This window comes from Belnapia sp. (assembly GCF_059504005.1).
Window position 1 is genome coordinate 68,560 of sequence record NZ_JCACHU010000077.1, and the last position, 25,172, is coordinate 93,731.

28 protein-coding genes are annotated in these 25,172 nt (G+C 74.5%); 3 read left to right on the forward strand and 25 right to left on the reverse strand.

Going from position 1 to position 25,172, the window contains the following annotated elements:
• Positions 1-21 precede the first annotated feature (21 nt).
• The 13 genes from fabG to AC5JJ1_RS11615 all read right to left on the reverse strand — a co-directional run bounded on the left by fabG (position 22) and on the right by AC5JJ1_RS11615 (position 10,845).
• Positions 22-747 (reverse strand): 3-oxoacyl-ACP reductase FabG, encoded by a 726-nt coding sequence (fabG, locus tag AC5JJ1_RS11555; protein ID WP_495785273.1) that lies wholly within the window; start codon positions 745-747, stop codon positions 22-24.
• Positions 744-1,163: a hotdog family protein gene (locus tag AC5JJ1_RS11560; protein ID WP_495785274.1), complete on the reverse strand. Its 420-nt coding sequence runs from the start codon at positions 1,161-1,163 to the stop codon at positions 744-746. The genes fabG and AC5JJ1_RS11560 overlap by 4 nt, the downstream gene beginning before the upstream one ends.
• Positions 1,157-1,948, reverse strand: coding sequence for a beta-ketoacyl synthase chain length factor (locus tag AC5JJ1_RS11565; protein ID WP_495785275.1), 792 nt, complete (start codon positions 1,946-1,948; stop codon positions 1,157-1,159). Before AC5JJ1_RS11565 ends, AC5JJ1_RS11560 begins: the two co-directional genes overlap by 7 nt.
• Positions 1,945-3,150 carry a beta-ketoacyl-ACP synthase gene (locus AC5JJ1_RS11570; RefSeq protein WP_495785276.1) on the reverse strand — a complete coding sequence of 402 codons (1,206 nt, stop codon included), beginning with the start codon at positions 3,148-3,150 and terminating at the stop codon, positions 1,945-1,947. Before AC5JJ1_RS11570 ends, AC5JJ1_RS11565 begins: the two co-directional genes overlap by 4 nt.
• The gene (locus tag AC5JJ1_RS11575; RefSeq protein WP_495785277.1) at positions 3,140-5,443 is read right to left on the reverse strand and encodes an MMPL family transporter; all 2,304 of its coding nucleotides are present in this window, start codon (positions 5,441-5,443) and stop codon (positions 3,140-3,142) included. Before AC5JJ1_RS11575 ends, AC5JJ1_RS11570 begins: the two co-directional genes overlap by 11 nt.
• On the reverse strand, positions 5,440-6,003 hold the full coding sequence (locus AC5JJ1_RS11580; protein ID WP_495785278.1) for an outer membrane lipoprotein carrier protein LolA: 564 nt from the start codon (positions 6,001-6,003) through the stop codon (positions 5,440-5,442). The genes AC5JJ1_RS11575 and AC5JJ1_RS11580 overlap by 4 nt, the downstream gene beginning before the upstream one ends.
• Positions 6,000-6,962 (reverse strand): lysophospholipid acyltransferase family protein, encoded by a 963-nt coding sequence (locus tag AC5JJ1_RS11585; RefSeq protein WP_495785279.1) that lies wholly within the window; start codon positions 6,960-6,962, stop codon positions 6,000-6,002. The genes AC5JJ1_RS11580 and AC5JJ1_RS11585 overlap by 4 nt, the downstream gene beginning before the upstream one ends.
• Position 6,963: 1 nt before the next feature.
• On the reverse strand, positions 6,964-7,272 hold the full coding sequence (locus AC5JJ1_RS11590; RefSeq protein WP_495785280.1) for a 3-hydroxyacyl-ACP dehydratase FabZ family protein: 309 nt from the start codon (positions 7,270-7,272) through the stop codon (positions 6,964-6,966).
• Complete coding sequence (locus AC5JJ1_RS11595) at positions 7,269-8,609, reverse strand: AMP-binding protein (RefSeq protein WP_495785281.1); 1,341 nt, start codon at positions 8,607-8,609, stop codon at positions 7,269-7,271. Before AC5JJ1_RS11595 ends, AC5JJ1_RS11590 begins: the two co-directional genes overlap by 4 nt.
• Positions 8,584-9,039, reverse strand: a complete 456-nt coding sequence (locus AC5JJ1_RS11600) for a hypothetical protein (RefSeq protein ID WP_495785282.1) — start codon at positions 9,037-9,039, stop codon at positions 8,584-8,586. Before AC5JJ1_RS11600 ends, AC5JJ1_RS11595 begins: the two co-directional genes overlap by 26 nt.
• A gap of 4 nt (positions 9,040-9,043) precedes the next feature.
• Positions 9,044-9,343: a phosphopantetheine-binding protein gene (locus AC5JJ1_RS11605; protein ID WP_495785283.1), complete on the reverse strand. Its 300-nt coding sequence runs from the start codon at positions 9,341-9,343 to the stop codon at positions 9,044-9,046.
• Between the two features lie 150 nt (positions 9,344-9,493).
• Complete coding sequence (locus AC5JJ1_RS11610; protein ID WP_495785284.1) at positions 9,494-10,135, reverse strand: methyltransferase domain-containing protein; 642 nt, start codon at positions 10,133-10,135, stop codon at positions 9,494-9,496.
• The gene (locus AC5JJ1_RS11615; RefSeq protein WP_495785285.1) at positions 10,132-10,845 is read right to left on the reverse strand and encodes a class I SAM-dependent methyltransferase; all 714 of its coding nucleotides are present in this window, start codon (positions 10,843-10,845) and stop codon (positions 10,132-10,134) included. Before AC5JJ1_RS11615 ends, AC5JJ1_RS11610 begins: the two co-directional genes overlap by 4 nt.
• A gap of 172 nt (positions 10,846-11,017) precedes the next feature.
• Here AC5JJ1_RS11615 and AC5JJ1_RS11620 point away from each other — a divergent pair, with 172 nt between their 5' ends.
• Together AC5JJ1_RS11620 and AC5JJ1_RS11625 are read left to right on the forward strand one after the other, a co-directional pair.
• A complete protein-coding gene (locus tag AC5JJ1_RS11620) occupies positions 11,018-11,806 on the forward strand; it encodes a lysophospholipid acyltransferase family protein (RefSeq protein WP_495785286.1) in 789 nt (262 codons plus the stop codon).
• Positions 11,806-12,588 carry a glycosyltransferase family 2 protein gene (locus AC5JJ1_RS11625; protein ID WP_495785287.1) on the forward strand — a complete coding sequence of 261 codons (783 nt, stop codon included), beginning with the start codon at positions 11,806-11,808 and terminating at the stop codon, positions 12,586-12,588. Before AC5JJ1_RS11620 ends, AC5JJ1_RS11625 begins: the two co-directional genes overlap by 1 nt.
• On the opposite strand, the gene AC5JJ1_RS11630 is transcribed toward AC5JJ1_RS11625, so the two are convergent.
• From AC5JJ1_RS11630 to AC5JJ1_RS11680, 11 genes are all read right to left on the reverse strand, one after another.
• Entirely contained in the window at positions 12,479-13,381 is a 903-nt protein-coding gene (locus AC5JJ1_RS11630; RefSeq protein ID WP_495785288.1) for a polysaccharide deacetylase family protein, read from the reverse strand. The two genes, AC5JJ1_RS11625 and AC5JJ1_RS11630, sit on opposite strands and share 110 nt — an antisense overlap.
• 146 nt (positions 13,382-13,527) lie before the next feature.
• Positions 13,528-13,785, reverse strand: coding sequence for a hypothetical protein (locus AC5JJ1_RS11635; RefSeq protein ID WP_495785289.1), 258 nt, complete (start codon positions 13,783-13,785; stop codon positions 13,528-13,530).
• Complete coding sequence (locus AC5JJ1_RS11640) at positions 13,782-13,991, reverse strand: hypothetical protein (RefSeq protein WP_495785290.1); 210 nt, start codon at positions 13,989-13,991, stop codon at positions 13,782-13,784. The genes AC5JJ1_RS11635 and AC5JJ1_RS11640 overlap by 4 nt, the downstream gene beginning before the upstream one ends.
• 115 nt (positions 13,992-14,106) lie before the next feature.
• Positions 14,107-15,450 (reverse strand): NtaA/DmoA family FMN-dependent monooxygenase, encoded by a 1,344-nt coding sequence (locus tag AC5JJ1_RS11645; protein WP_495785291.1) that lies wholly within the window; start codon positions 15,448-15,450, stop codon positions 14,107-14,109.
• Positions 15,451-15,509: 59 nt separating this feature from the next.
• A complete protein-coding gene (gene mutL / locus AC5JJ1_RS11650) occupies positions 15,510-17,294 on the reverse strand; it encodes a DNA mismatch repair endonuclease MutL (protein ID WP_495785292.1) in 1,785 nt (594 codons plus the stop codon).
• Between the two features lie 93 nt (positions 17,295-17,387).
• Positions 17,388-17,819, reverse strand: coding sequence for a hypothetical protein (locus AC5JJ1_RS11655; RefSeq protein ID WP_495785293.1), 432 nt, complete (start codon positions 17,817-17,819; stop codon positions 17,388-17,390).
• On the reverse strand, positions 17,783-18,151 hold the full coding sequence (locus AC5JJ1_RS11660) for a metallophosphoesterase family protein (RefSeq protein ID WP_495785294.1): 369 nt from the start codon (positions 18,149-18,151) through the stop codon (positions 17,783-17,785). The genes AC5JJ1_RS11655 and AC5JJ1_RS11660 overlap by 37 nt, the downstream gene beginning before the upstream one ends.
• Positions 18,136-18,570 (reverse strand): VOC family protein, encoded by a 435-nt coding sequence (locus tag AC5JJ1_RS11665; RefSeq protein ID WP_495785295.1) that lies wholly within the window; start codon positions 18,568-18,570, stop codon positions 18,136-18,138. Before AC5JJ1_RS11665 ends, AC5JJ1_RS11660 begins: the two co-directional genes overlap by 16 nt.
• Positions 18,563-20,203, reverse strand: a complete 1,641-nt coding sequence (gene pgi, locus AC5JJ1_RS11670; protein WP_495785296.1) for a glucose-6-phosphate isomerase — start codon at positions 20,201-20,203, stop codon at positions 18,563-18,565. The genes AC5JJ1_RS11665 and pgi overlap by 8 nt, the downstream gene beginning before the upstream one ends.
• 173 nt (positions 20,204-20,376) lie before the next feature.
• On the reverse strand, positions 20,377-21,687 hold the full coding sequence (locus tag AC5JJ1_RS11675) for a M16 family metallopeptidase (RefSeq protein WP_495785297.1): 1,311 nt from the start codon (positions 21,685-21,687) through the stop codon (positions 20,377-20,379).
• Positions 21,684-23,072 carry a M16 family metallopeptidase gene (locus tag AC5JJ1_RS11680; protein WP_495785298.1) on the reverse strand — a complete coding sequence of 463 codons (1,389 nt, stop codon included), beginning with the start codon at positions 23,070-23,072 and terminating at the stop codon, positions 21,684-21,686. Before AC5JJ1_RS11680 ends, AC5JJ1_RS11675 begins: the two co-directional genes overlap by 4 nt.
• Positions 23,073-23,217: 145 nt before the next feature.
• Between AC5JJ1_RS11680 and AC5JJ1_RS11685 the strand changes: the two genes are divergently transcribed.
• Complete coding sequence (locus AC5JJ1_RS11685; protein WP_495785299.1) at positions 23,218-24,534, forward strand: carbohydrate porin; 1,317 nt, start codon at positions 23,218-23,220, stop codon at positions 24,532-24,534.
• A 39-nt stretch (positions 24,535-24,573) separates the two neighbouring features.
• Here AC5JJ1_RS11685 and AC5JJ1_RS11690 read toward each other — a convergent pair whose 3' ends face one another.
• On the reverse strand, positions 24,574-25,170 hold the full coding sequence (locus AC5JJ1_RS11690; protein ID WP_495785300.1) for a DUF3035 domain-containing protein: 597 nt from the start codon (positions 25,168-25,170) through the stop codon (positions 24,574-24,576).
• Positions 25,171-25,172 lie beyond the last annotated feature (2 nt).

Consider the following 25,172-nt stretch of genomic DNA (forward strand, 5'->3'; position numbering starts at 1 on the left):
AGGCAGCTTGCGGGGCTTGCCCTAGCCGAGCCCGCCCGAGACGGCGATCGCCTGGCCCGTGATGTAGCCGGCCTGGTCCGACGCAAGGAAGCCGACGAGATCCGCCACCTCCTCCGGCCGTCCGGCACGCCTGGCCGGGACGAGCTGCGCGATGCGCTCGCGCGGCATGGCGGCGGCGACGGCCGGGCTATCGATGATGCCGGGCGCCACCGCATTCGCCGTCACGCCGCGCGAGGCATATTCCAGCGAGAGCGTCTTCACTGCGCCGATCAGCCCTGCCTTGGCGGCGGCGTAGTTGGCCTGGCCGCGATTGCCCATGGTGCCGCTGATCGAGGAGATGGCGACAATCCGCCCCCAGCGCGTGCCGATCATCGGCAGGATCAGCGGGCGGAGCGCGGCATAGAAGCCGTTGAGCGAGATGTCGATGACGCTGCGCCACTGCGCCTCGCTCATGCCGGCGAGCGGCGCGTCGTCATGCGCGCCGGCATTGTGGACGAGGATCTGGATCGGGCCGCCCTCGAGCAGCGCCTCGAGCGCGCCTGCGGTCGCCGGCATGTCAGTGAGGTCGGCGGCAAAGGCCCCTGCCCGGTGGCCCGCGGCGCGCAGTTCCGCGGCCAGCGCCTCGGCGCGGCCGAGCCCGGCATGGGCGTGGATCAGCACCTCATGCCCCGCGGCGGCGAGGCGGCGGGTGATGGCGGCGCCGATCGGGCTTGCCCCGCCGGTGACGAGGGCGCGGCGGGCGCTCATGGCAGGATCACCGCCGCCTGGCCGGCGAGCAGGCTGCGCCCCTCGCCCGCGACGTCGAAGCGGTAGATGAAGCCCTGCGCCTCCGCGACCAGCGCCACCGCCTCGATCCGGAGCGGCCCGGCGATGGTGTCGAGCCGCCCGGCCGCCATCCGCACGTCGCGCAGGCTGCTGACGAAGCCCGGGCGCTGCGGCACCCTGCCGGCCGAGAGCGCCCCATGCAGCGCCATGGCCTGGAGGGCGAACTCCACGCCGCAGATCGCAGGCAGCATCCCGTCCCGCCGCAGCGGGTTGCCGGGCGCGGCATGGCCGTCCGCCTCGCAGAGGATGCGGGCCTCGTCCCATTCCAGCGCGCGGTCGAGCAGGCACATCGCTCCCTGATGCGGGATGAGCGCCGCGATCGCCTCGCGTCTCAGCATGGGGCGAGGTCGAGGGTGAGATGCGCGTCGGCGGCGAGCGGCAGGTCGATCCGCGCCGGGCGCCGCGCCGCCAGCGCCCGCAGCAGCGGCAGGGCGCGGGCGGCGGGATTGCCCTCGGCCAACGCATCCAGCGCATCCCCGGGCGGCAGGGCAGGGGCCGGCTCGGCGACATGCCGCAGCGCGAGGCGCGCCAGCGCGCCCGGCACGGGCTGCGGCCGCAGCACCAGCGCCGCGGCGAAGCCCGGCCCGGTCGGCCGCACCGCGGCGAGCGGCGCCGGCAGCGGCAGGTCATAGGCGCAGAGCAGCACCGATGCCCCGCGCGCCGCGACCGCCATCGCTGCCGCCAGCAGCCCCGCGGCGAAGCTGCCGTCATACCCGCCGAGGCTCACCGAGGGCGCCGTCGAGCCGATGGCGATATGCCAGTACCCCGCCGCCGAGTTATGGACGGAGTTGTGGAATTGCGTCGGCGAAAGCGCGACGCCGCCCGGATCGTGCAGCGCCTCCAGGATGCCGCCAACCACCGCGCCGTCGCCATTGCTGCTGGCGAAGACGGTCTCGAGCGCGGCCCGGTCCTCCACCCCCGCCGTCGCCTCCGTCGCCACGGCGAGCGCGAGGCGCACCGCCGCGCTGGTGCGGCGCCGCTCGGTCGGCGGCAGCAGGGCGGGGGGCGGCGGCACGACCTCGCCCGCGCTCCAGGGCGCAGTGCCGGCGAGCGCTGCCTCGCTCGCCGCCCAGCCCGGCAGGCCAGCGCCGAGGACCGCGACCCCCGCGATCCAGCAGGTCACGCGGCCTGGCCGATCAGCAGGCAGCAATTGCTGCCCCCGAAGCCGAAGGAGTTGCTGGCGATGCGCCGCACCGGCCAGGCCTCGTTGGCGATGGCGACGGCGCTGCGGAATTCCGGGTCCCGCTCGGCGACGCCGAGACAGCCGGGCACCAGCCCATCCTCGAGGCAAAGCATGGCGATGACCGCCTCCACCGCCCCCGAGGCGCCGAGCGCATGCCCCGTCCAGCCCTTGGTCGAGCTGCAGGGCACGCCGCTGCCGAAGAGGTGGTGGACGGCGCGGTCCTCCATGGAGTCATTGGCGCGGGTGCCGGTTCCATGGAGGTTGACATAGTCGACCTCCCCCGGCGTCAACCCCGCCGCCTCGAGCGCCGCCCGCATGGCGGTGACGGCGCCGAGCCCCTCCGGATGTGGCGAGGACATGTGGTGCCCGTCGCTGCTGGCGCCGGCGCCGAGCAGCAGCGGCGCGCCGGGCGGCGCGTGCTCCGGCCGGGTCAGCAAGACAAGGCCCGCCGCCTCGCCGATGGAGATGCCGTCGCGGTCGGCGGCGCAGGGCCGCGTCGGCCGGCCGCGGCTCAGCAATTCGAGCGATGCGAAGCCGTGCAGCGTCAGCCGGCAGAGGCTGTCGACGCCGCCCGCCACCACCGCATCGGCGAGGCCCGAGGCGATGAGCGAGGCCGCCTCCAGCATCGAGCGCGCGCCGGAGGTGCAGGCGGTGGAGACGGCGAAGGCCGGCCCGCGCAGGCCGAGCCGCGCCCGCACATAGGCGGGCAGGCTCTGGAGGTCGTGCGACCCGGCATAGTTGAAGGAGGCGGGCAGGGCGCCCGCGCCGTCGCGCCGGCGATAGGCCTGCTCCGTCTCCTCGATCCCCGCCGTGCTGGTGCCGAGGACGACGGCGATGCGCTCCGCGCCATGCCGCGCCGCGGCCGCGGCCACCGCCTCGGCGAATCCGTCGCTGCGGAGCGCCATCTCGGCGAGGCGGTTGTTGCGGCAGGCGAAGCCGGCAAGGGCGGGCGGCAGCTCCACCGCCTCCACCCCCGGCACCTGGCCGACCCAGATATCCTCCGGCCCGCCGGGGAAGGCGCTCGGCCGCAGGCCGCCCTGCCGCGCATGCAGCGCCCGGCGCAGCGGCGCGATGCCGGCGCCGAGGGCGGTGACGGTGGTGGCGGCCGCGAGGCTCAGCGGCCAGAGGCGCTTATCGGGCATGGGGAAGGGGCCTCGGGGCCATCAGGCAGGCCAGCAGGAAGGCGCTTGCCACGCCGATCGAGACCGTCAGCCCAATCCCGTGCAGCACCGGCGTTCCACAGAAGGCGAGCAATCCGAAGGTGAGCAGGGTGGAGACGGCGCAGTTCAAGATGGCTCCCACGGTGTCGTCGGTCGCGTCGCCGGCGAGGAAGAGAGAATAGTCAATCGCCAGCCCGGCCAGCAACAGCAGGGAGGCCAGGTGGAACAGCGTCAGCGCCTCGCCGAGCGCGGCGAGGGCGGCGAGGGTGACGAGCAGCGCCCCGCCGATCGGCCCGGCGACGCCGAGCGCCCGCCGCACCCCGCCGAGGCCGAGCGCCAGCAAGCCGAGCACCAGCCCGCCACCGGCCAGGGCCCAGAGCAGCGTCGCCCGGCCATAGGCGTCGAGCAGCCTCTCGGTCTCCGTCTTCACGTCGACGAGGAGGATGCGCGGATCGCCGAGCCGCCGCGCCGCCGCGGCCAGCGCCGCCGTGTCCTGCACCCCCTGGGCAAGGGCGACGCCCTGCATCCGCCCGTCCCGGCGGGAGAGCAGCGGGGTGAGGCGGGCGGAGAGGGTCGGCGCCCCGGCGGCCAGCGTCGCGGCGGTGAGCGGCGGCAGGGAGCGGCTCTCGTCGAGGGCGGCGAGGAAGGGGGCGAAGGCGGTCGGGCGGAAGGGCAGGCCCGCCATGGCCTCGCCGAGCGCCGCCTGCGCCGCCTCGGCGGTGGGAAGGGCGGCCTGCCGGGCCCGCTGCGTCGCCTCGCTCGGCAGGTAGCGGCTCGGCAGGTCGATGCCCTGGAGCGCCCCGCCGAGCAGCGGCGCCACCGCCCCGGCCAGGCGCTCCGAGGCCTGCAGCACCTCCTCCTCCGTGCCCGGGCCGAGGGCGAAGAGCACCCGCACATCCGGCGCGCCGAGCTGCTGGCGCAGCTCGGCATCGAGGGCCAGCGCCTCGCGCGGCACCGGGCTCAGGGTCGAGAGGTCGCGCTGCCAGGCCGGCCCGCCGAGCGCCAGCAGCAGCAGCCCGGCGCCGAGCACCGCCCCGCCCGCCAGGCGCGGCCGCCCGCGCAGCGCGCCGAGCGCGGCCCGGACCGGCCGGGGCAGCGGCCGCGCCGCGACCCGCGCCTCCGGCAGCAGCCAGGGCAGCACCCAGCGCGTCGTGGCCGCGGCGACCAGCAGCCCCGTCCCGGCGAAGACGCCGAGCTGGACGAGGCCGGGAAAGCCGGAGCCGAGCATCGCCGCCAGCCCCGTCGCGGCCGCCGCGGCGGCGAGGCCGAGCGTCGGCCAGATGCGCCGCGCCGTCTCGCTGAGCGCCTCCTCGCGGCGCCGGAGGCTCGCCAGCAGGATCGGGTAGTCGACGGCGACGCCGAGCATCGTCATCCCGAAGCCGAAGGAGATGCCCTGCACCTGGCCGCCGAAGGCCAGCGCCGTCGCCCCAAAGCCCGCGACCGTCGCCGCCGTCAGCGGCACCGCCACCAGCCCGAGCAGCAGGAAGGAGCGGTAGCGCCAGAACAGGAAGGCCGCCAGCAGCCCGGCCGAAGCCCGGGTGATCAGTCGCACATCCCCGCGGATCGAACTCGCCGCCTCGGAGGCGAAGACGCCCGGCCCGCTCAGCAGCAGCCGCGCCCCGCCCGGCCTCGCCGCCTCGAAGGCCGCGCGGAAGGCGGCGACGGCCGCCCCCTGCGCCTCCGCATCCAGCCCCGCCCCGCCGCGGGCGCGGGCGATCAGCAGGGCGCGGGGCGCCCCGCCGGCGGGGAACCAGGCGCCGTCCCGCACCTCCAGCTTGCTCTCGGCGATGAAGGCCTGGGCCAGGCCGAGAAAGGTCCCGGTCGGGTCGGCGAAGCCGAAGCGCGCCAGCAGCGGCGAGACGGCGCTGCGCAGCCCTTCCAGCAGCCCCTCGAGCTTCGGGCGGAGGGCGGCGGCGCTGAAGGCCTCGGGCTGCGTCTCGGGCGAGAGCAGGTAGCGGTAGCGGAAGAGGAAGGCCTGCTCCTCCTCGCCGAGCGTCACCGTGCCGTCGCCGACGAATTCGAACCGGCCGGAGGCGCGCAGCCCCGCCGCCGTCTCGCGCGACAGCCGGGCCAGCTCCGCCGGCGGCGCGTCCTCGATGCCGGCCAGCAGCAGGGTGGCCGCCGCACCGCTCTGCAATTCGCGGAAGAGGAAGGCGCTCTCCGGGCTGCGGCCGGCGGGGAGGAACCCCGCCAGGTCGGTCCGGATGCCGACCAGCGCCACGAGGCCCCCGCCCAGTGCCGCCAGCACCAGCAGCGCCGCGAGCAGGCGCCTCACGGGCTGATCTGCATGCGCGTCACGCCGCCGCCGCCCTCGGTCTCGATGCGCCGCACCTGCGGGCCGCGGCCGCTGACGGTGATGCGCTGCACCGCCGCCCGCAGCCGGATGGAGAGCGGGCTGAGCACCATCCGCCAGGGCGTGTCGGACCCCTCCGGCGTGAAGCTGATGTCGTAGTAGCGGTGCAGCGTGGCCAGGTCGCCGGCCAGCGTGCCGCGCACCGCCTCGACCAGCGCCCGCATCTCCGGCTGGTCCTCGAGGCCGAATTCGCGGCGGATGCCGCGGTCCGGCCGCACATAGAGCAGGTGGCTGCCCTCGACCCGCAGCACCTCCTCGATCGGCGAGGTGGTGTGCTTCTCCAGCTTGTCCGGCGCCTGCCAGCGCAGCGTGCCCTCGCTCGGCAGCGGCAGGTCCAGCTCGGGGATGGCCTTCTCCTCGGTGAAGCGCGCCTCGGAGCGGGTCTCGGCGGCGAAGCCCTGCATCAGCCGCGCCAGCGCCGGGTCCTCCGCCCGGGCCGGTGGGGCCAGGGCAAGGAGCGCCAGCAGGAGTATTTGCCTCAACGACCGCGCTCCTGCCAGAAATCGTAGAAGTTGAACCAGTTGTAGGGATGGAGGCGGCACAGCGCCTCGATCCGCGCGGCATAGCGGCGGACGCGCTCGGCGACCAGCGCCGCGCGCCCCTCGCGGCCGGGGGGCGGGGCATCGGCGAAGGGCTCGAACCGCACCTCGTAGTGCCGCGGCCCGCGCCAGAGGCCGAAGGCGAGCATCACCGGCGCGCCGAGCACGGCGGCCAGCACATGCGGCCCGGTCGGCAGCGGCGCCTCCTGCCCGAGGAAGGGCACGGCCTGCATCCGCTCGCCCCTTGGCGCACGGTCGGCCAGCAGCCCGACGAGGCCGCCGCGCTCCAGCACCTCGCGCGCCCGCAGCATCGCATCCGTGGTGCCGAGGGGGATGACGGTGGCGTGCCGCCTGGCGCCGCCGAGGGCGTCGAACACGGCCTTGAGCCGCGCCGCATTCGCCTCGTGCATCAGCACGGCGACCTCGACCGGGCTGCCGGCATCGGCCACGGCCCGCAGCGCCTCGAAGCTGCCCATATGCGCGCCGAGCAGCAGGCAGCCGCGGCCCTCGACGATGCGCGCCTTCAGCGCGTCCAGCCCGTGGACGTCGATGCGGTAGCGCCCGGTCCGCCCGGTGATCAGGAAGGCGCGGTCGAGGATGGTGGAAGCGAAGGCGAAGTAGAGCCGGAACACGTCGCCGAACCCCGCCCGCCGCCCCATCGCCCGGGCGAGGAAGCGCCGCGTCAGCTGCCGCTGCCGCGGCGAGAAGAGCATGAAGTAGAAGGCGATCGGGTAGAGCAGCGCATGGCCCGGCCACCAGCCGATGGTGTGCACCAGCCAGACCATGAAGCGGGCCAGCCGCACGCTGCCCCGCTCCGGCGCATCCACCCATTCCGGGGGGGCCGTGTCCGTCCCGCAAAGGGGCGCGACCGCACCGGCCCTTGTCCTGCCGAGGAAGCTCATCTCAGGCCGGAGCGCCCGGGATGGGGCCGGCGGGCGCCGGCGCCTCGGCCAGCTCCCCCGACAGGACCGTCCTCCCGCCGCTGGTGCAGGTGAAGCCGATACGCCCGCCGGCGCGCGGGACGAGGCCGATCGCGACCGCATCCCCCGGCAGGACCGGGGCGGTGAACTTGGCCCGCAGCAGATGCGCCTGGCCGAGGCCCGCCGCCTGCAGCACGGCATCCAGCAGCACCACGCCGGGCAGGATCGGCCGGCCGGGGAAATGCCCGGGCAGCGCCGGATGGTCGCCCGGCACCTCGAAGAGCGTGGTCACGGCGCGGCCACCGCCAGGCGCAGCTCGGCCAGCGCCGCCTGCGTCAGCTTGCCGAGGCCGTTGCGCGGCAGGGCCGGCACCAGCACCAGCGGGCGGGGGAGGAAGACCGGCTCCAGCCGCAGCCGCAGCGCGGCCAGGACCTCCTCCGCGCTCCGCCCCGGCGCGACGACATAGGCGCTGAGCCGGGCGGCGGGGTTGCGCTCGACATCCTCCGGCGCGACGAAGACGCCGTCCTCGACCCCCGGCACCTCAGCCAGCACCCGGTTGAGCTCGGCGAGCGAGGCCCGCCTTCCGCCGAGCTTCACCAGGTCGGCCCGGCGCCCGAGCAGGCGGAAGCGGCCGCCCGGCGCCGGCTCCACCACATCGGCGAGCGGCACGGCGCCGAGGCCGGGCACATGCACCTCGCCTTGCCCCATCCGGATGCCGGAATAGGGCAGCCAGTCCGGCTCGAAGGCGGTGCGGCGGCTGGCCATGGAGCCGGCCTCGCTGGCGCCGTAGATCTCGAGCATTGGCGCGCCCCAGTCCCGCTCCACCGCCTCGGCCATGGGCAGGGCGAGCGGCGCGGTCGCCGAGATGACGGCGGCGAGCGGCGCCGGCCGGCGGCCTTCCGCCAGCAGGGCGCGGAGATGTAGCGGCGTCGTCACCAGCAGCCGGCGCGGCGGCAGGGCGTCCAGCGCGTCCAGTACGTCGGAGGGGAAGAAGGCCTCGCCGGCATGGCAGGCGAGCGAGGCCTGGAGCGGCAGCATGATCGTGGTCTCGAAGCCGTACATGTGCTGCGGCGGCACGGTGGCCAGCACGCTGCCCGGCGGCCCGTCGCCGGGGCGGAGGGCGAAGCGCCCGGCGGCGGCGAGCGCGGCGGCGACCAGCGCATCCCAGGGCTTGCGGTGCGCCGTCGGCTGCCCGGTGGAGCCGGAGGTGAAGGCGATGGCGGCCAGCTGCCCGGCGGGCAGCAACGGCACCGGCCCGGTCCAGCCCTCCGCCGCGGTGTCCTCCACCAGGACCAGCGGCAGCGCGGAGGCGACCGGCTTGTCGGCCAGCAGGTAGGTCCCCGGATAGGCCTCGGCCAGCGCCCGCAGCCGGTGCGGCGAGGCATCGGCATTCAGCAGGGTCGGGTGCCCGCGCAGCAGGGCGGCGGCGAAGCCGAGCAGCATGCGGTAGCGGTCGCCGCAGAGGTTGATCGCATGGCCCGCGGGCGGCAGAAGCGCGGCCAGCGCCCGTGCCTCGCCAAGGAAGCGGCCGACCGTCACCGGCCCGCCCGGGCGGTGGCAGATCACCTCCGTCGCGCCACGATCGACGAGCGGCAGCAGCGCCTCAGGCGGCATGGCGGACCAAGCCATGCGCCAGGCCGATCGCGCGCAGCGTCCGGAGCGGCGTCGCCCTGCCATGCTGCGGGAAGCGGCGGTTGCGCAAGCAGTGCTCGGCGCAGAAGAGCAGGGCGCAGATCGCCGGCTCCGCCAGGGCGAGCGGCGCGCCGTCCAGCCCGGCCAGGGCCAGCGCGGCATGGCCGAGGGCGAAGCCGGCGAGCAGCAGCGCCCAGGCCAGCGTCAGCGCCCGCGTGTAGCCGCCCTTTGGCGGTCCGGCCCAGTCGAAGCGGCTGTAGCGGGCGATCAGCGGCTCCCGCCCCGGCAGCAGCGTCAGGCCAAAGCGCAGCGCAACCGCGGCATTGCCGAGCGCCGCCGCCAGCGGGCTGCCGGCGAGCAGCAGGGCAAGGGCGGCCGAGACGGCGATCAGCAGCAGCGTCCGGGCGAGGCCGCGCGCGCTCCGCATGCGCTCAGCGCGTCCGGTGCTTTTCGATATGCGCCGTGAGGCTCCGGAGGGAGGAGAAGATGCGGTGGTTGCGCTCGTCATCGGAGCGGAGCTTCACGTCATAGGCCTTGGAGACGGCCAGCGCCATCTCCAGCGCATCGATGGAATCGAGGCCGAGCCCCTCGTTGAACAGCGGGGCGTCCGGCTCGATCTCCTCGGGCGCGACGTCGAGCGACAGCGCGCCCACGATCAGCCGCGCCACCGCGAGCTCCTGCGGGGTGAGGCCGGAAGCAGCGGCAATGGGGTTGGTGGTGCCGTCAGGCATGGAACCGTGAAACCTTGCTTTGGCGCTGGCGTTAACGGGTGTTGCGCATTCTAACCCTCGATATCAGACCGTTACCCGCGGAGGCAAGGAAGCGGGCGACACAGTTTGCGGAACGACCGCAGGGTTCTGCTGCCTAGTGAGGTTTTTGCCTCATCGCTCGGCCGCTAGCAGGACGTTCGGCAACGGCGTCCCGTCCCAGCAGGGCATCACCGAGACGGCGAAGCCCGCCGCCTGGAAGGGCGCCGCCAGCACCGCCATGGGCAGCGGCGCGATGGCATTGCTGCTGCCCCGCACCAGCCGCCCGGCCCGCTCCATGGCAAGGCCCAGCGTGCTGCGCCAGCCGCGCGCCGGGTCGAAGGCGCGGATCAGCACCCGCCGCCGCGCCCGCGCCGCCACCCCCGCCAGCACCGGGCGCTGCGCCTCGGCCGGGAGCTGGTAGAGCACGTCGATCAGCAGCGCCGTGTCGCAGTCCGGCACGCTCTCCGCGGTGAGGTCGCCCACCGTGAAGCGGGCCGGCAGCCGCGCCGCCGCCGCCCGGGCCTCGGCGATCTTCCGCGCATCGCGGTCGAGGCCAATCACCTCCCGCGCGCCGCCCGCCACCAGCAGGGCAAGGCCGAGCTGCCCGCGGCCGCAGCCGAGATCGGCGACGATGCCGAAGGGGCTGGCCGCCGCCCGCTCCAGCACCGCCCGGCTCGCCGGGTCGCCCCGCAGCTTGCCGCCGACATAGCCGCGGGCGAAGCGCGAGGCGCCGGCATAGAGGCCGGCCACCTCCCGCGCCAGCGTGGCGCTCATGCCGGCCGCTCGGCCATGTAGGCGCGGAACAGGCCGAGCTGGGTCTCGCAGCGCGCCGCGGCGAAGCCGGCGCCGGCCAGCGCGGCGAGAATGGTCGCCGGCGGCACGCAGGCATCGATGGTGTCCCAGTAGTACTGCATCATCAGCCCGGCCCGCGGCCCGCCGCCGGAGAGGCGGCTCAGCGCCGGCACCACCCGGCCGAGATAGAGGCGCGCCGCCCGGTAGGCGAGGCGCCCCTCCGGCCGGCCGATCTCCAGCAGCAGCAGCCTGCCCCCCGGCCGCAGCACGCGGCGGTACTCGGCGAAGGTGGCGCCGAGATCGGGCACGTGCCGCAGCGCGTAGCCCATGCTGAGGAAGTCGAAGCTGGCATCGGCCAGCGGCAGCGCCTCCGCCCGGGCGCGGATGAGCGGGATGGCGAGGCCGCGCCGCGCCTCGGCCAGCATGCCCTCGCTGAGGTCGAGGCCGGTCACGGCCTCCCGCCGGCCGAGGATGCGCAACCCCTCCCGCGCGACGAGGCCGGTGCCGATCGCCACGTCGAGCATCCGCTGCCCCGGCCGCAGCCCCGCCTGCAGCAGCGCCCGCCGCCGGTACCAGGCGCCGGAGCCCAGCGAGAAGGCGGCGTTGATCCGGTCATAGGACCCGGCCGCCTGGTCGAAGAGCGACTGGACGAAGCCGTCGCGGTCGGCCGGCGTCGGGTAATATTCGGTCAAGGTGGGATGTGGCGCCGGATGCGCCCCCTCCGGAACCGGCACGGCCGTGCTAGTCTCGGGCTGCGGCCGAACCGCTGCCTGCAACCCCTGTTTCCCTGTCACGGTCCGGCCGGCTCCTGGACGTCAAGCATCAACGCAGATTATGATATGCGAACAGGGAGGCATGGGAAAGATGCAGCCGACGAGTTTGCGGCAGCCGCGTGAAAGCCTCTCCATCCTTGATTGGCTGGCCGCGGTCTATTACCCGGTGGCCTTCTATTTTTGCTTGCTGATGTTTGGCATGATGTGCCTGTTCTGGAGCCTGCCGGCCTCGCTGCTGCACCGGCTGCTTCCGGAGCGCTCCGGCGCGGTCTTCGGGCAGTTCATGATCATGTCCGGCTTCCGCTGGTTCATCGGGCTGATGCGGCTGACCGGCGTGCTGCGGGTCGACTTCGCGGAGCTCGACCGGCTGGCGCGGGAGCGCGCCCTGGTCATCGCCCCGAACCACCCGACCATGCTGGATGCGGTGCTGCTCACCTCCCGCCTGCCGCGGGTCGTCTGCATCACCAAGGCGGCGCTGTGGGACAACGTGTTCTATGGCGGCAGCGTGCGGCTGGCGGCCTATATCCGCAACGATTCGCCGCTGCCGATGATTCGCCGGGCCGCCCAGGCCATCCGCGACGGGGCGCAGCTGCTGATCTTCCCGGAGGGCTCGCGCACCGCGCGGCCGCCGGTCGATGCCTTCCACCGCAGCTTCGCCGTGATGGCGAAGGCGGCCGGCGCCCCGGTGCAGACCCTGCTGATCGAGGCGGACAGCCCCTATCTCCGCAAGGGCTGGCCGCTGTTCCGCCGGCCGCAGCTGCCGCTGGTCTACCGCATCCGTCTCGGCCGGCGCTTCGAGGTGGGGGAGGACCCGCAGGCCTTCGTCACCGGGCTCGAGGGCTATTTCCGCGAGGAGTTGCCGGCAAAGACCCCTGGCTGATGCCGGCGGAGACGCGGCTGGTCCTGATCCCCAGCTACAACACCGGGCCGCGCGTCCTGCAGACGGTGCGTGAGGCCCGCGCCGCCTGGACGCCGGTCTGGGTCGTCCTCGACGGCAGCACGGACGGCACCGACGCCTTGCTGCTGGAGGAGGCGGCGCGCGACCCGGGCCTCGAGGTGGTGGTCCTGCCGCGGAACGGCGGCAAGGGCGGGGCCGTGCTGCACGGGCTGCGGGAGGCGGCGCGGCGCGGCTTCACCCATGCGCTGACCATGGATGCCGATGGGCAGCACCCGGCGGCCTGCATCGGCGCCATGATGGCGGCCTCCCGCGCCGCGCCGGAGGCGATGATCCTCGGCCGGCCGGTCTTCGGGCCGGAGGCGCCCCGGCTCCGCGTCCAGGGGCGGCGCATCTCCAACTGGCTGGCCGGGGTCGAGACGGCGGGGGGCGGCATCGGCGACTGCCTCTTCGGCTTCCGCGTCTATCCCGTGGCGCCGCTGGTCGCGGTGATGGAGCGGCACCGCTGGATGCGGCGCTTCGACTTCGACCCGGAGGCGGCCGTCCGCCTCAGCTGGCGCGGCCTGCCGGCGGTGAACCTGCCGGTGCCCTGCCGCTACCTGTCGAAGGAGGAGGGCGGCGTCTCCCACTTCCACTATGCGCGGGACAACCTGCTGCTCACCTGGATGCATACGCGGCTGGTGCTGGGGATGCTGCCGCGCCTGCCGGTCCTGCTGTGGCGGCGGCGCGCGGCGCCTCCTCCGCTGGCGGCAGCGCGACGGCGCTGAGCCCGGCCCCGGCGATCCGCGCCAGCAGCGCCGGCAGCAGGTCGAGTGCGACCGAGCGGCCGGCATAGCCCCGGGCCGAGCGCCCGTCATGCAGCAGCAGCACATCCCCCGGCCCGAGGCCGCGGCTGAGCCGCGCCAGCACCCGGGCAGGGTTCGGCGAGACCGTGTCGTAGCCGCGCCGGGTCCAGGCGACGAGGGACAGGCCGGCCAGCGACAGCACCGGGTCGAGCAGCGGGCTCCTGAGCCCCGCCGGCGGGCGGAAGCAGCGTGGCGCCTGGCCGCAGGCATCGGCGATGGCCGCCTGCGCCGTCTCGATCTCCCGCCGCATCGCCGCCGGCCCCCAGGCGGCGAAGCCGAGCGGGTGGCGATGCGTGTGGTTCTCGACGCCATGGCCACGCCGCAGCATCTCGCGCAGCAGGGCAGGGTGGCGCGCCGCCCGCTCGCCGACGACGAAGAAGCTGGCCTTGGCGCCCCAGGCATCGAGCAGGTCGAGGACGCGCGGCGTCACCTCCGGGTCCGGCCCGTCATCGAAGGTGAGGGCGATGCGCGGCTCCGTCCCCGGCAGCCGCGTCAGCACCGGGCCCAGCAGGCCGCAGCGCGGATGCATGCAGCCGGCGAGTCCGAGGTGGTTGGCAGCGAGCGCCGAAAGCGCCTCCGGCCAGCAGCCCGGCTCCGCGGCCATGGCGAGCAGGCCGCCGGCATGCAGCCCAAGCGAGGCACGGATCACGGGACTCGGCGACCAGGCGAGCAGGCCGCGCCAGCGGCCCGCCGCGGCGGGAGGGGCGGGCGGCATCAGCGGCACCTCTCCCATGGATGCCGGCGGCGCTCAAGCGGAATGGGCCCCTTGCCCTGGACGGCACTCCCCATCCTGTCCCAGTCACTCCGTTGCGGCATGGCACAGGATGGAGGGCGCTCGCCGATCCCGCAAGCGCGCCGCGCCTACTCCGCGGAGGCGATGATCTGCCGCGCCGCCTCCGCCTTACGCTCCGAGGCTGCCATGCGGCCGCGATGCAGGTCGGAGCGGGCCTGGTCGAGCGGCTGGATCGCCTGGTCCGGCACCGCCTCGCCGGCGGCGCGGGCGTTCAGCAGCGCCGTCGCGGCCTGCGCCAGGCTCATCTCGGCCCGGCGCGGATCATGCGCGCGGATCCGGGCTTCGGCCTCGCGGATCAGCGAATCCGCGTTGTGCAGCACGTTCATCCGGGTGGCGACGGGGGCCGGCGCCGCGGCGCGGGAGCCGCCTCGGCCATGAAGGCGCGCATCTCCGGGTTGTCGCGCATGGGCCGCTCGAAGCTGGCCGTGCGGCGGTTCATGCCGGGGATGTCGCTGTCATCGGCCCGGGCGCCGGGCGCCAGCCCGATGAGCAAGGCAGCCGCGCCGATCGAGGCCATGGAGGCGAAGCGCATGTCACTATCTCCCGTCCTGCTTGGACAAGCGGGAGCTTGCGGCCGGGGAGATGGCAGGGTCCTCCACCGCGTGTGACGCATGCTTCAGGGAGGGACACCCATTCGCGATGGCGGCTCAGGCCTTCGCCAGCGTCTCCGCCAGGGTCCGGCCGCGATACTCGGTGCGGAAGCGCCCGCGCCGCTGCAGCTCCGGCACCAGCAGCTCGACGATGCCGATGAGGTCGAGCGGCATGGAGACGGTGTGGCCGAGCATGAAGCCGCCGCGCTCCCCCGTCGCCTCGAACACCTCCTCCAGCCGGTCGGCGATCTGCCGGGGCGAGCCAGCGAGGGTGGTGTCGTAGGCCGTCGCCTCGCGCCGCCCATGCTCGAAGAACTCGGCCCGCGTGATCTCGGTGTCGCCGCCGATCTCGGCCGCCAGCTCATGGATGAAGCCGACCGGCGAGGCCTGGCCGGCGACGATCTCGGCATGCAGCGCGCGCAGCGTGAAGCGCTCCGGCAGGGTCGAGAAGTCGTAGCCCGAATTGTAGGAGAGATAGGCGCCGACCGCCTCGTCCGGGATGGCGGCGAGCATCAGGTCGCGCCGGGCCAGCGCCTCCTGCTCCGTCTCGGCGATGACCATCGGCGTCTGCCAGAGGATGCCGACCGCCTCCGGGTCGCGTCCCTCCGCGCGCAGGGCCTCGTCCAGCGCGGCGCGCTGCTTCACCTGGAGGTCGAGCGCCATGTCGGCGCCGAAGACATGGTCGGCGACGCGGGCCGAGGCGCGCACCCCGCGCGGCGAGCCGCCGGCCTGGATCAGCACCGGCCTGCCCTGCGGCGAGGGCGGCGTGTTCAGCGGCCCGTCCACCTTGAAGAAGCGGCCCTCATGGTGGACGTCATGGATCTTGCGCGGATCGCCGACGCGCCCTGTCGCCCGGTCCCACAGCATCGCATCCGGCTCAGCGCTGGCCCAGAGTGCCTTGCAGACCGCGACGAACTCCTCCATTCGCGCATAGCGCGCCTCGTGGTCGACGAGGCCGTCGAAGCCGAAATTGGCGAAGTCCGAGCGCCGCGTCGAGGCGACGAGGTTCATCGCGATCCGCCCGCCGGTGACGTGGTCGAGCGTGTTCATCAGCCGCGCCGTGTAATACGGGTGCATGAAGCTCGACGAGTAGGTCAGGCCGAAGCCGATATGCCGCGTCACGCGGGACATCGCGACGGCGATCGGCTGGATGTCCTGCCGCGGCCAGTTGATGCCCCATTCGATGGCAGCATCGCGCGAGCCGCGCCAGGTATCCGGCACGCCGGTGCCGTCGCCGGAGAAGAGCAGGTCGAGCAGCCCGCGCTCGGCGATGCGCGCCATCTCCTCGAACATGGCGATGTCGGGAAAGGTCCGCCCGGGCCAGGAGCCCGGCATGCGCCAGCGCCCGCCCATATGCGAGTAGGAGAAGTCGAAGCCAAGATGCATGCGGCGCCTGGCCATGCGCGTATCCCCCTGGGCGTTGGTGCCCGGCGGCTTCCTCCCGGGCGGAGCTTACGCGATCAGCGCCGGCCGAACAGCTTCTCCAGATCGGCGGTGCCGAGGCGGAGGAAGGTCGGGCGGCCATGCGAGCAGGTGGCCGCCCGCGGCGTCGTCTCCATCTGCCGCAGCAGCGCATCCATCTCGGGCGGGGTGAGCCGCCGCCCGGCCCGCACCGAGCCGTGGCAGGCCAGCCGCGCGACCGCCGCGTCGAGCTTGCGGTCGAGCGCCGTCGCCTCATCATAGGCGGCGAGCTCCTCGGCGAGGTCGCGCAGCAAGGGGCCGGGATCGGCCGGGCCGAGCAGGGCGGGGAGGGCGCGGACCAGCACCGCGCCGGGGCCGAAGCCCTCGATCTCGAGGCCGAGCCGCGCCAGCGCCTCGGCGAAGCCGAGCAGCCGCGCCGCATCGGCCGGCGGCAGGTCCACGACCGAGGGCAGCAGCAGCGGCTGGGCCCGGACGCCGCCCTCGATGAGCTGGGCCCGAAGCGCCTCATGCGTCAGCCGCTCATGCGCCGCATGCTGGTCGACCAGCACCAGCGCCCCGTCCGGCGCCTCGGCGAGGATGTAGGTCTCCATCACCTGCGCCAGCGCCCGGCCGAGCGGGTGCGCAGCCGGTGCGCGCTCCGGCACCGGGGCGGGCGGCCGCGGCGGGGCGAAGCCGAGGGGCAGGGCGGGCGCGGGCTCGGCGGGCGGCGGGGTGAGGGCGAGCTGCATCTCGGCGAGGCCGATGCGGTCGGGCAGCGGCGCCGGCTCCGGCCGCCGCCAGCCGCCGGACCAGCCGGTGCGCGGCGCATAGGCGGTGAGCGACGGGGCCGGCGCCGCGACCCCGGCGCCGGCCGAGAGCGCCCGCCGCAGCGCGCCGATCAGCAGGCCACGCACCGCCGCCTCGTCGCGGAAGCGCAACTCGGTCTTCATCGGGTGGACGTTGACGTCGACCGCCTCGGGCGGCAGCTCGAGGAAGAGCGCCGCCACCGGATGCCGCCCGGCCGCGATCAGGTCGCGATAGGCGACGCGCAGCGCCGTCCGCAGCAGCTGGTCCCGCACCGGGCGGCGGTTGACGACGAGGTGCTGCTCCGTCCCCGTCGCCCGGGTATAGGCCGGCTGGGCGGCGAGGCCGGACAGCGAGAGCCCGCCGCCCTCGCCCGCGACCGGCAGCGCGGCCGCGGCGAAATCCGCGCCGAGCAGGTCGGCGATGCGCGCATCGCGCTCCGCCGGTGCGAGGGCCAGCACCTCCCGCCCGTCCTGCGTCACCCGGAAGCCGACCTCCGGCCAGGCCAGCGCGAGGCGCCGCACCGCCTCCACCGCCTGGTCGGCCTCGGTGCGGAGGGATTTCAGGAATTTCCGCCGGGCCGGGACGGCATAGAACAGGTCCCGCACCTCGATCCGCGTACCGGGCGCGCCGGAGGCCGGCACCACCGCCCCCTTCCGCCCGCCCTCGACGCCGAGCGCATGCGCATCGCCCTCGCGCGGGCGGCTGGTGATGGAGAGCCGCGCCACGGCGCCGATCGAGGGCAGCGCCTCGCCGCGGAAGCCAAGGGTCGCGATGCGGAAGAGCATCGCCTCCTCCGGCAGCTTGGAGGTGGCGTGGCGCTCGACGGCGAGGCCGAGATCCTCCGGCCCCATGCCATGCCCATCATCCTCGACGACGACGCGCTCGATCCCGCCGCCCTCGAGCGTGACGGCGATGCGCCGCGCCCCGGCATCGAGGGCATTCTCCACCAGTTCCTTCACCACGGCGGCCGGCCGCTCCACCACCTCGCCGGCGGCGATGCGGTTGGCCGTGGTCTCGGGGAGGAGGCGAATTGGCATCAGGGAGGGCTCGGCGCGGGGGCGGTCATGGGGGCGAAGCGAACCTCCGTCCTGGATGATAAGGCGCCGCCGACTCGCCTGCCAGGGCAGCTCTCAGGCCGGGTCGAGCTGCCCTGTCGCCAGCGCCTGCGCCCAGTCCTCCCGCCCCGCCGCCCGGGCATCCGCCGCAGCGGCGTCCCAGTCATAGGGGAGGGCGATGAACTCGGCGCTCCACCCTGCCGGGGCCCGCTCCGCCATCGCATAGCGCGCATGCGGCGTGCCGGCGAAGACGACATGCGGGTGCGGCTCGGTATCGGTATAGGCGGGATGGCCGACGCTGCCCGGGTTGAGCACCAGCCGCCCGTCCGGCAGCCGCACCATCCGCGCCAGATGCGAATGGCCGCAGCGGTTGAGCCCGGCGCCCGGCGTCGCCCCGATCCGCGCCGAGGCCTCCACCGCCGTCGCCGGGCGCAGGTGATGCGGCCCGGCCACCACCTCCAGCGCATAGGTCAGGTCGTCCGCGGGCGTGCCGTGGCAGGCGAGCACCCCTCCGCCGGCCGCGGCACCGGCGGCAGCGTGCCGAGCCACTCCCGATGCGCCGGCGCGAGGCGGACCGCAGTGTACGCATCGGAGGGGATCATCGCCTCGACCGGCCGGTCGAGCAGCTGCCGGTCATGGTTGCCGCGCACCGTCGGCCAGCCGAGCGCCATCAGCCGGTCCGCCACCTCCGCCGGCTGCAGCGGGCCGGACAGGCAGTCGCCGAGATTGACGACGAGGTCCGCCCCGCGCCGCGGCAGGTCGGCCAGCACCGCCTCCAGCGCGCGGAGACTGCCGTGGATATCGGCGAGGACGGCGATGCGCCTCACGCTGCCCGCCATCCCAGCTCCTCCATGAAGCGCAGCAGGTAGCCGTCGGGATCCTGCACCAGCACCTGCCGCCCGCCGACCTCCTCCGCGCCCACCCGGTACCAGGCCTCATGCGCCGGACGGAAGAGCGGCCAGCCACGCGCCTCCAGCGCGGCGAGGATCGGCGCCAGGGCCGCCACCTTGATCTGGAAGTTGATCCCCCGCCCGAAGGGGGGCTCCAGCGGTCCGGTATCCCAATGCCCATTGCGCCGGTTCAGCATCACCTGCGCCCCCTCCGGCCGCTCCAGATAGGCGAAGCCGCTTTCGGGCCGTTGATAGGCAATGCGGAAGCCGAGCGCCTCGCACCAGAAATCGAGGCTCGCAGCCAGGTCCTCGACCTCGAATTCGGGCACCAGCGGCGCGAAGCCGCCGGTAGGGCGGGCGTCACCCACCGGCGTGCCGGAGCGCCGCCAGCAGGCCGAGGGTCGAGCCGTCCTGCCCTTCCGCCGCACCACCTTCCAGCGCCGTCAGGATCGGCCCGGTGAGCTGCTTGCCGAGCTCCACCCCCCATTGGTCGAAGGCGTTGATGTCCCAGAGGATGCCGAGCGACGCGACCTTGTGCTCGTAGAGCGCCACCACCTGGCCGAGGGTGAAGGCATCGAGATGCGGCAGCAGCAGCGTCGCGGTCGGCCGGTCGCCGGGGAAGACGCGATGGGGCAGCAGCCGGGCGATCTCGGCCGGGTCGGTGCCGGCGGCTTCCATCTCGGCCCTGACCTCCGCCTCGGTCTTGCCGCGCATCAGCGCCGCCGACTGGGCGAGGCCGTTGGCCAGCAGCTTCCGGTGGCTGTCGGCGTGTCCATGGTCCGGCCGCGCGACCAGGATGATGTCGGCCGGCACCGGCCGCGTGCCCTGGTGGATGAGCTGCATGAAGCTGTGCTGCGCATTGGTCCCCGGCTCGCCGAAGACCACCGCCCCCGTGTCGTGCCCAACCGGCTTGCCTGCCAGCGTCACCCGCTTGCCGAGGCTCTCCATCTCCAGCTGCTGCAGATGCGCCGGCAGCCGGGCGAGGCGCTCGTCATAGGGCAGCACTGCCCGGGTCGCGCAACCGAGGCCGTTGACGTGCCAGACTTCGGCGAGCGCCAGCAGCACCGGGAGGTTGCCCTCGAGCGGCGCCGCCATGAAATGCGCGTCCATCGCCCGCGCGCCGGCCAGTAGCCGCTCGAACTGCTCCCAGCCGAGCGACAGGGCCAGCGACAGGCCGATCGCCGACCAGAGCGAGAAGCGCCCGCCCACCCAGTCGCGGAAGGGGAAGACCCGATCGGCGGCGATGCCGAAACCCTCGGTCGCCTTGAGGTTGGTCGACAGCGCCGCCAGATGCCCGCCAACCGCCGCCTCGCCCAGGGACCCGGCCAGCCAGCCGCGGACCAGCGCGGCATTGGTCATGGTCTCCTGGGTGGTGAGGGTCTTGCTCGCCACCAGCACCAGCGTCCGCCGCGGGTCGAGCCGCGGGCGGATCTCCTCCCAGGCATGGGCATCGACATTGCCGAGATAATGCGGCCGGAGCGGCGAGGCCGGCGTCCACAAGGCCCGCGCGACCATGGCCGGGCCGAGGTCGGAGCCGCCGATGCCGATGTTCAGCACGTCGGTGAAGCGCTCGCCCGTGGCGCCCGTCAGCCGCCCCTCGGTGACGGCCAGGGTGAAGTCCCGCATCCGCCCCAGCACCGATGCCACCTCGGCAGAGGCATCCTCGGCGCCGGCGCGGAAGCCGCCCTCGCCGCGCAGCGCCATGTGGAGCACCGCCCGCCGCTCCGTGACGTTGACCGCCTCGCCGTGGAACATCGCATCCCGCCTAGCGGGCAGGTCGGCGGCGCGGGCGAGGCCGAGCAGCGCCGTCCGCACCGCATCGCTCATCGCGGTCTTGGACAGGTCGAGCAGCAGCCCGTCGGCCGCATGGGAGAAGCGGCGGAAGCGCTCCGGATCGGCGGCGAAGAGCCGACGGATGGAGGAGGGCGCGCTGCCATCCGCCCGCGGGGTCTTCGCCAGGGCCATCACCGCCGCCCAGGCCGCCGCCAGTTCCTGCGCCATGCGCTTCCCTCCCGCTTCGAGCATCCTTCGCTTGGAGCGGTTTCCGTTCGCACTGGCTCACGGAAGCCGCTCCAATCCATTGTCCGGCCGAGCAAATACCTCCGACCAGGTGTTTCCACCCAATCGGAGCCTGCTCTAGGGCAAAGCAGCCGCCCGAGGAATCCGCCGCCGCCTCACAACCCCGCAGGCTGCCCCGCCACCACGACCGAGAGCGCATCCGGCGCCAGCAGGCGGGCCGCCACCGTCACCAGCCGCTCCCGCGTCAGCGCCCGGAGCCGGGCCGGGCGGCCGGCCAGCCAGTCGGTCGGCCGGCCGTTCTGCCGCAGCATCAGCAGCGTCTCCGCCACCCGCCGGCTGTCGGTGAATTGCAGCGGCAGGGAGCCGGTGAGGAAGGCAACCGCATCGGCGAGTTCCACCTCGGTCGGCCCCTCGGCCGCCATGCGGGCCCATTCCTCCCGCGTCACCGCCAGCGTCTCGGCGACGCGGGCATTCTCCGTCGCCACCGAGCCGATGACGACGCCGTGCCGGAACAGCAGGTCGAGCCCAGCGCCGATGCCATAGGCGAGGCCCCGCTGCTCCCGCACCGACTGCATCAGCCGCGAGGAGAAGCCGCCGCCGGCCAGGATGCGGAGCACCACCTGCGCCGCCTCCCAGTCCGGATCGGTCGAGGACAGGCCGTCCTGGCCGAAGATCACCGCCGATTGCGGCGAGGCGACCGGCAGCACCTGCTGGCCGAAGCCGCGGAAGGCCGGCAGCGGCGCGATGGCCGGCGGCGCCCCGCCCGGCAGCCCGCCGAACAGCGCCGGCAACAGGCCGCGCAGCGCCTCCGGGGTGATGGCGCCGCTCGCCGTCACCTGCAGGCCCTCGCGGTGGACCTGCCGGGCCAGCGCCGCGCGCAGCGCCTCCACCGGCAGGGCGGCGAGGCTTTCCGCCGTGCCGCTGCTCGGCCGCCCGGCGGAGTGCCCGGGATAGGCATTCGCCCAGAAGGCGCGCACCGCCTGGCCGCGCGGCGTCTCCAGCGCGCGGCGGACGGCGGCGATGGACCGCGCGCGCACCCGCTCCACCGCCTCCGCATCAAGCCGCGGCTCCTGCATGGCGAGGCGGGCGAGGCGCACCGCCTCCGGCAGGGCCGTGGTCAGGGCGCGGAAGCCGCCTTCGAAACTGTCCCGGTCGGCCGAGAAATTAAGGCTGATCGCCTGATCGCGCAGCGCATCACCGAATTCGGTGGCGCGCAGCGGCCCCGCCCCCTCGGTCAGGAGGGAGGCAGCGAGCGCCGCCACCCCTTCCTGCCCCGCCGGGTCGAGCGCCGCCCCGCCGGCCCACGACCAGGCGACCGAGACCACCGGCACCGATTGGTCCTCGACCAGCCAGGCGGAGAGCCCATCCGCCTCGACCACCTGGATCGGCAGGGAGAAGCCCTGCTCGTTGCGGGGCGGGTTCACGTCGTTCGCCCCCGGCGCGCCGCGATCGGGCACGGCGGTCATGCCGGCGCCCCCGGCAGCAGCCAGCCCGTGGTGCCGACCGGCTGGCCGAGCACCGCCCGCGCCGCCGCCGTCACCTGCTCGCGCGTCACCGCCTTCAGGTAGCGCGGCCAGAATTCCACCATCTCCAGCGGAAGGCCGATCGCCAGCGCGCCGCCCAGCATCCGCGGCGCGGCGCCGATGCCGTCGAGCGACAGCACCGCGCCCGCCGTGAGCTGGCGGATGGAGCGGACAACCTCCGCCTCGCCCGGCCCGTCCTGCAGGAGCGCGGCGAGGGCGGCATCCACCGCCGCCTCCACCCGCTCCGGCGCCACGCCCTGCCGCGCCGTGGCGGAGACGCTGAAGCTGCCCGGCCCCACCGTCTCGCTGTCGTAGGAGGCGTTGGCGCTGGTCGCGAGCCCGGTCTCGACCAGGGCCTTGTGCAGCCGGCTGCCCGAGCCGCTGCCGAGCAGATGGGCCAGGACCTCGAGCGGCCAGGCATGGCGCATCTCGCCCCAGGTGAGGCTCGGCGCCATGAGGCTGCGCATGAAGCTCGCCTCGCGCACCGCCGGGTCGTGCTGGACGAAGCGCGGCTCGGCCGCGGCCGGCACCGGCTCGGCGCGGCGGCGCGGCGTGAAGGGCCGGGCCGGGACCACGCCGTAGAACTCCTCGGCCAGCGCCCGCACCTCCGCCTCCCGCGCATCGCCGGTGACGACGAGCACGGCATTGCCAGGGGCGTAGCGCTGGTCGTGGAAGCCGCGGAGATCGGCCAGGGTGATGGCGCGGATCTCCTCCTCCCAGCCGATGATCGGACGGCCGTGCCAGTGCTGCGGCCCCCACATGGCGGCCTCGAACCCTTCCCAGAAGCGCCCGCGCGGGTTGCTGCTGGTGCGCTGGTTGCGCTCCTCCAGGATCACCGCCCGCTCCGGCTCCAGCGTCGCCTCGGGCAGCAGCGGATGGGCGAAGCGGTCCGCCTCCATCCGCATGACGAGGGCGAGGCGGGAGGCCTCGACCGTCTGGTGGTAGGCGGTGACGTCGCGCGAGGTGAAGGCATTGTCCTGCCCGCCCTCCCGCGCCACCACCAGCGACAGCGCGCCCGGCGCCACGTTGCGGCTGCCCTTGAACATCATGTGCTCGAGGAAATGCGCCGTACCGGACTTGCCCGCCGGGTCCTCGCCGGCGCCCGCGCCGTAGAAGAGGTAGTGGGAGACGACCGGCACCCGCCGGCTCTCGGCCAGCACGACCCGCAGCCCGTTCGCCATGGTCCAGCTCACCGCGCCAAAGAGCGGGCGTTCGGCGAGCGGTTCCGTCGGCGGGGCAATGGCCGGCTGGGCGAGGGCCGGCACGGCGGTGGCCACCGGCAGGGCGGCGGCGGAGCGAAGGGCGGTACGGCGTGTCACGCTGGGCATCTCTCCGATGTGGGGACGCTGGCCGGCTTGCGCCAGCACCGCTTGCGTTCCGCGACGGTTTGAATCAATACCATCTATGTTCCTGAAAAACTTAACGAAGCCATCATCAGCTTTGCATATGGGCAGGTCTTCATATGGGCTCGCCATGGCCGGGGCCGTGATGGCGGCCAGCCTCGCCGCCCGGGCCGAGGCGCTTCTCCCGGGCCTGGCGGCCTGGCAGGAGCGGCTGGAGGCGGAGGGCTGGCTGCTGCACGGCCAGTCCACCTTCGTCGAGCAGGGCCATCCCGGCTTCCCCTCGCCCTACCGGGGCGAGAACAGCATGCAGGCCAAGGCCATGCAGCGGAACACCCTCTCCCTCGACATGGTGATCGGCCGGCGCCTGTGGAGTGGGGCGGAGTTCGTCATCGACCCGCAGGTCTCGCGCGGCTTCGGCCTCTCCGGCACCCGGGGCGCCGCGGCCTTCCCGAATGGCGAGGCCTTCCGCACCGGCTCCGAGGGGCCGGCGGCCTATGTGACCCGCGCCTTCCTCCGCCAGACCATCGCCCTCTCGGGCGACACCGTGGCGGCGGACGGGGACCCCTACCGCTTCGCCGCCCCACTGCCGCGCGAGCGGATCACGCTCACCATCGGCAAGATCGCCGTCTTCGACATCTTCGACGACAACCGCTACGCCCATGACCCGCGGACGCAATTCCTGAATTGGGCCTTCGTCTCCGCCGGCGCCTTCGACTTCGCCAACGATGCCAAGGGCTATACCAACGGCGCTGCCGTGGAGTGGGACAACGGCGCCTGGGGTCTCCGCGCCGGGGCGTTGCAGGTGGCGAAGCGGATCAACTCCCTCTCGCTCGACCCGCAGCCGCTGCGCGGCTACCAGGTCCTGCTGCAGGCGGACCGGTTCTACACCCTGGGCGGCCGGCCGGGGGCGGTGCGGCTGCTCGGCGGCTGGTCGCAGACCCGCTCGCAGAGCTATGCCGCGCTGCTCGGCGGCGATATCGGCCAGACCGAGACCAACCTCCGCGGCGGCACCGCCGGCAAGGCGATGCTGGTGCTGAACGCCGAGCAGGAGCTGGCGGATGAGCTCGGCGCCTTCGCGCGGCTTTCCTGGAATGACGGCCGCACCCAGCAATGGATGTATACCGAGATGGACTGGGCCGCCTCGGCCGGGCTGGTAGTGGGCGGGGCGCGCTGGGGCCGGGACGCGGATGCCGTGGGGCTGGCCGGCAACATTGCCGGCCTGTCGGGCCGGCACCGGCGCTTCATCGCCGCCGGCGGCGCCGGCTTCATCATCGGCGACGGGCGGCTGAGCTACCGGCCGGAAGTGGCGGTCGAGGCCTATTACGCGCTCGGCGTCGCGCCCGGCACCGTGCTGACGGCCGATGCGCAGCTGATCGTCAACCCGGCCTACAACGCCGATCGCGGCCCGATCCCGGTGCTGGCGCTGCGATTGCGGACGGCCTTCTGAGCGCCGCGCGGCCGCGGCGCCGTCCTGGCGGCATGGCTGCTAGAAGATGCTCTCGAACAGCGCCGCGACCGGGTTGCTGCTGCGGGCGCGCTGGATGACCGGCGTCTCGCCATCCGTCACCTCGCGGCCGAGCGCGGCATTCTCGCGCAGCCGCTGCGCCTCGCGCCGCGGGTCGAGCGCGGTGCCGGAGGGCTCCGGCCCGCGCCAGAACATCAGCCGGTCGACCAGGGTGCGCTGCGGCTGGTCGAGCTTCAGGCTTTCCTCGTCCACGCGGCGGCGGATGTCGTCGCCGACCGGGCGGCCGGCCTGGCTCAGCAGGGCGCTTTCGCCGGAGCTCGGGGCGCTCGCCGCGGCCGGGCCGCCGAGCACCGCGCCCGGCACCAGCGTCGCCTCCGCCGCCTGGCGCGTCGAGACCTCCTGCGGCCGGTCGGCGCCGGGGCGCGGCGCCGGCAGCGGGCCGCCGAGCGAGGGCGGCATGGAGAGCGGCGCCCGCGTCGTCACCTGGAATTCGTCCGGCGCATCCCGCGTCAGGCCGAAGGTGCGCGCGGTGTCGCCGCCGCAGCCGGCCAAGGGGGCAGCCAAGGCGGTGGCGAGCAGAAGGCTGAGGGCCATGGACTGGCCCGCGGGGCGGCGCATCC

What these genes read in the sequence shown, in the direction of transcription:
- fabG (WP_495785273.1), bottom strand. Translation starts at nt 747, where the DNA reads ATGAGCGCCCGCCGCGCCCTCGTCACCGGCGGGGCAAGCCCGATCGGC.
- AC5JJ1_RS11560 (WP_495785274.1), bottom strand. Translation starts at nt 1,163, where the DNA reads ATGCTGAGACGCGAGGCGATCGCGGCGCTCATCCCGCATCAGGGAGCG.
- AC5JJ1_RS11570 (WP_495785276.1), bottom strand. Translation starts at nt 3,150, where the DNA reads ATGCCCGATAAGCGCCTCTGGCCGCTGAGCCTCGCGGCCGCCACCACC.
- AC5JJ1_RS11585 (WP_495785279.1), bottom strand. Translation starts at nt 6,962, where the DNA reads ATGAGCTTCCTCGGCAGGACAAGGGCCGGTGCGGTCGCGCCCCTTTGC.
- AC5JJ1_RS11595 (WP_495785281.1), bottom strand. Translation starts at nt 8,609, where the DNA reads ATGGCTTGGTCCGCCATGCCGCCTGAGGCGCTGCTGCCGCTCGTCGAT.
- AC5JJ1_RS11600 (WP_495785282.1), bottom strand. Translation starts at nt 9,039, where the DNA reads ATGCGGAGCGCGCGCGGCCTCGCCCGGACGCTGCTGCTGATCGCCGTC.
- AC5JJ1_RS11605 (WP_495785283.1), bottom strand. Translation starts at nt 9,343, where the DNA reads ATGCCTGACGGCACCACCAACCCCATTGCCGCTGCTTCCGGCCTCACC.
- AC5JJ1_RS11610 (WP_495785284.1), bottom strand. Translation starts at nt 10,135, where the DNA reads ATGAGCGCCACGCTGGCGCGGGAGGTGGCCGGCCTCTATGCCGGCGCC.
- AC5JJ1_RS11620 (WP_495785286.1), top strand. Translation starts at nt 11,018, where the DNA reads ATGCAGCCGACGAGTTTGCGGCAGCCGCGTGAAAGCCTCTCCATCCTT.
- AC5JJ1_RS11625 (WP_495785287.1), top strand. Translation starts at nt 11,806, where the DNA reads ATGCCGGCGGAGACGCGGCTGGTCCTGATCCCCAGCTACAACACCGGG.
- AC5JJ1_RS11630 (WP_495785288.1), bottom strand. Translation starts at nt 13,381, where the DNA reads ATGCCGCCCGCCCCTCCCGCCGCGGCGGGCCGCTGGCGCGGCCTGCTC.
- AC5JJ1_RS11635 (WP_495785289.1), bottom strand. Translation starts at nt 13,785, where the DNA reads ATGAACGTGCTGCACAACGCGGATTCGCTGATCCGCGAGGCCGAAGCC.
- AC5JJ1_RS11640 (WP_495785290.1), bottom strand. Translation starts at nt 13,991, where the DNA reads ATGCGCTTCGCCTCCATGGCCTCGATCGGCGCGGCTGCCTTGCTCATC.
- AC5JJ1_RS11645 (WP_495785291.1), bottom strand. Translation starts at nt 15,450, where the DNA reads ATGGCCAGGCGCCGCATGCATCTTGGCTTCGACTTCTCCTACTCGCAT.
- mutL (WP_495785292.1), bottom strand. Translation starts at nt 17,294, where the DNA reads ATGCCAATTCGCCTCCTCCCCGAGACCACGGCCAACCGCATCGCCGCC.
- AC5JJ1_RS11660 (WP_495785294.1), bottom strand. Translation starts at nt 18,151, where the DNA reads ATGGCGGGCAGCGTGAGGCGCATCGCCGTCCTCGCCGATATCCACGGC.
- pgi (WP_495785296.1), bottom strand. Translation starts at nt 20,203, where the DNA reads ATGGCGCAGGAACTGGCGGCGGCCTGGGCGGCGGTGATGGCCCTGGCG.
- AC5JJ1_RS11675 (WP_495785297.1), bottom strand. Translation starts at nt 21,687, where the DNA reads ATGACCGCCGTGCCCGATCGCGGCGCGCCGGGGGCGAACGACGTGAAC.
- AC5JJ1_RS11680 (WP_495785298.1), bottom strand. Translation starts at nt 23,072, where the DNA reads ATGCCCAGCGTGACACGCCGTACCGCCCTTCGCTCCGCCGCCGCCCTG.
- AC5JJ1_RS11685 (WP_495785299.1), top strand. Translation starts at nt 23,218, where the DNA reads ATGGCCGGGGCCGTGATGGCGGCCAGCCTCGCCGCCCGGGCCGAGGCG.
- AC5JJ1_RS11690 (WP_495785300.1), bottom strand. Translation starts at nt 25,170, where the DNA reads ATGCGCCGCCCCGCGGGCCAGTCCATGGCCCTCAGCCTTCTGCTCGCC.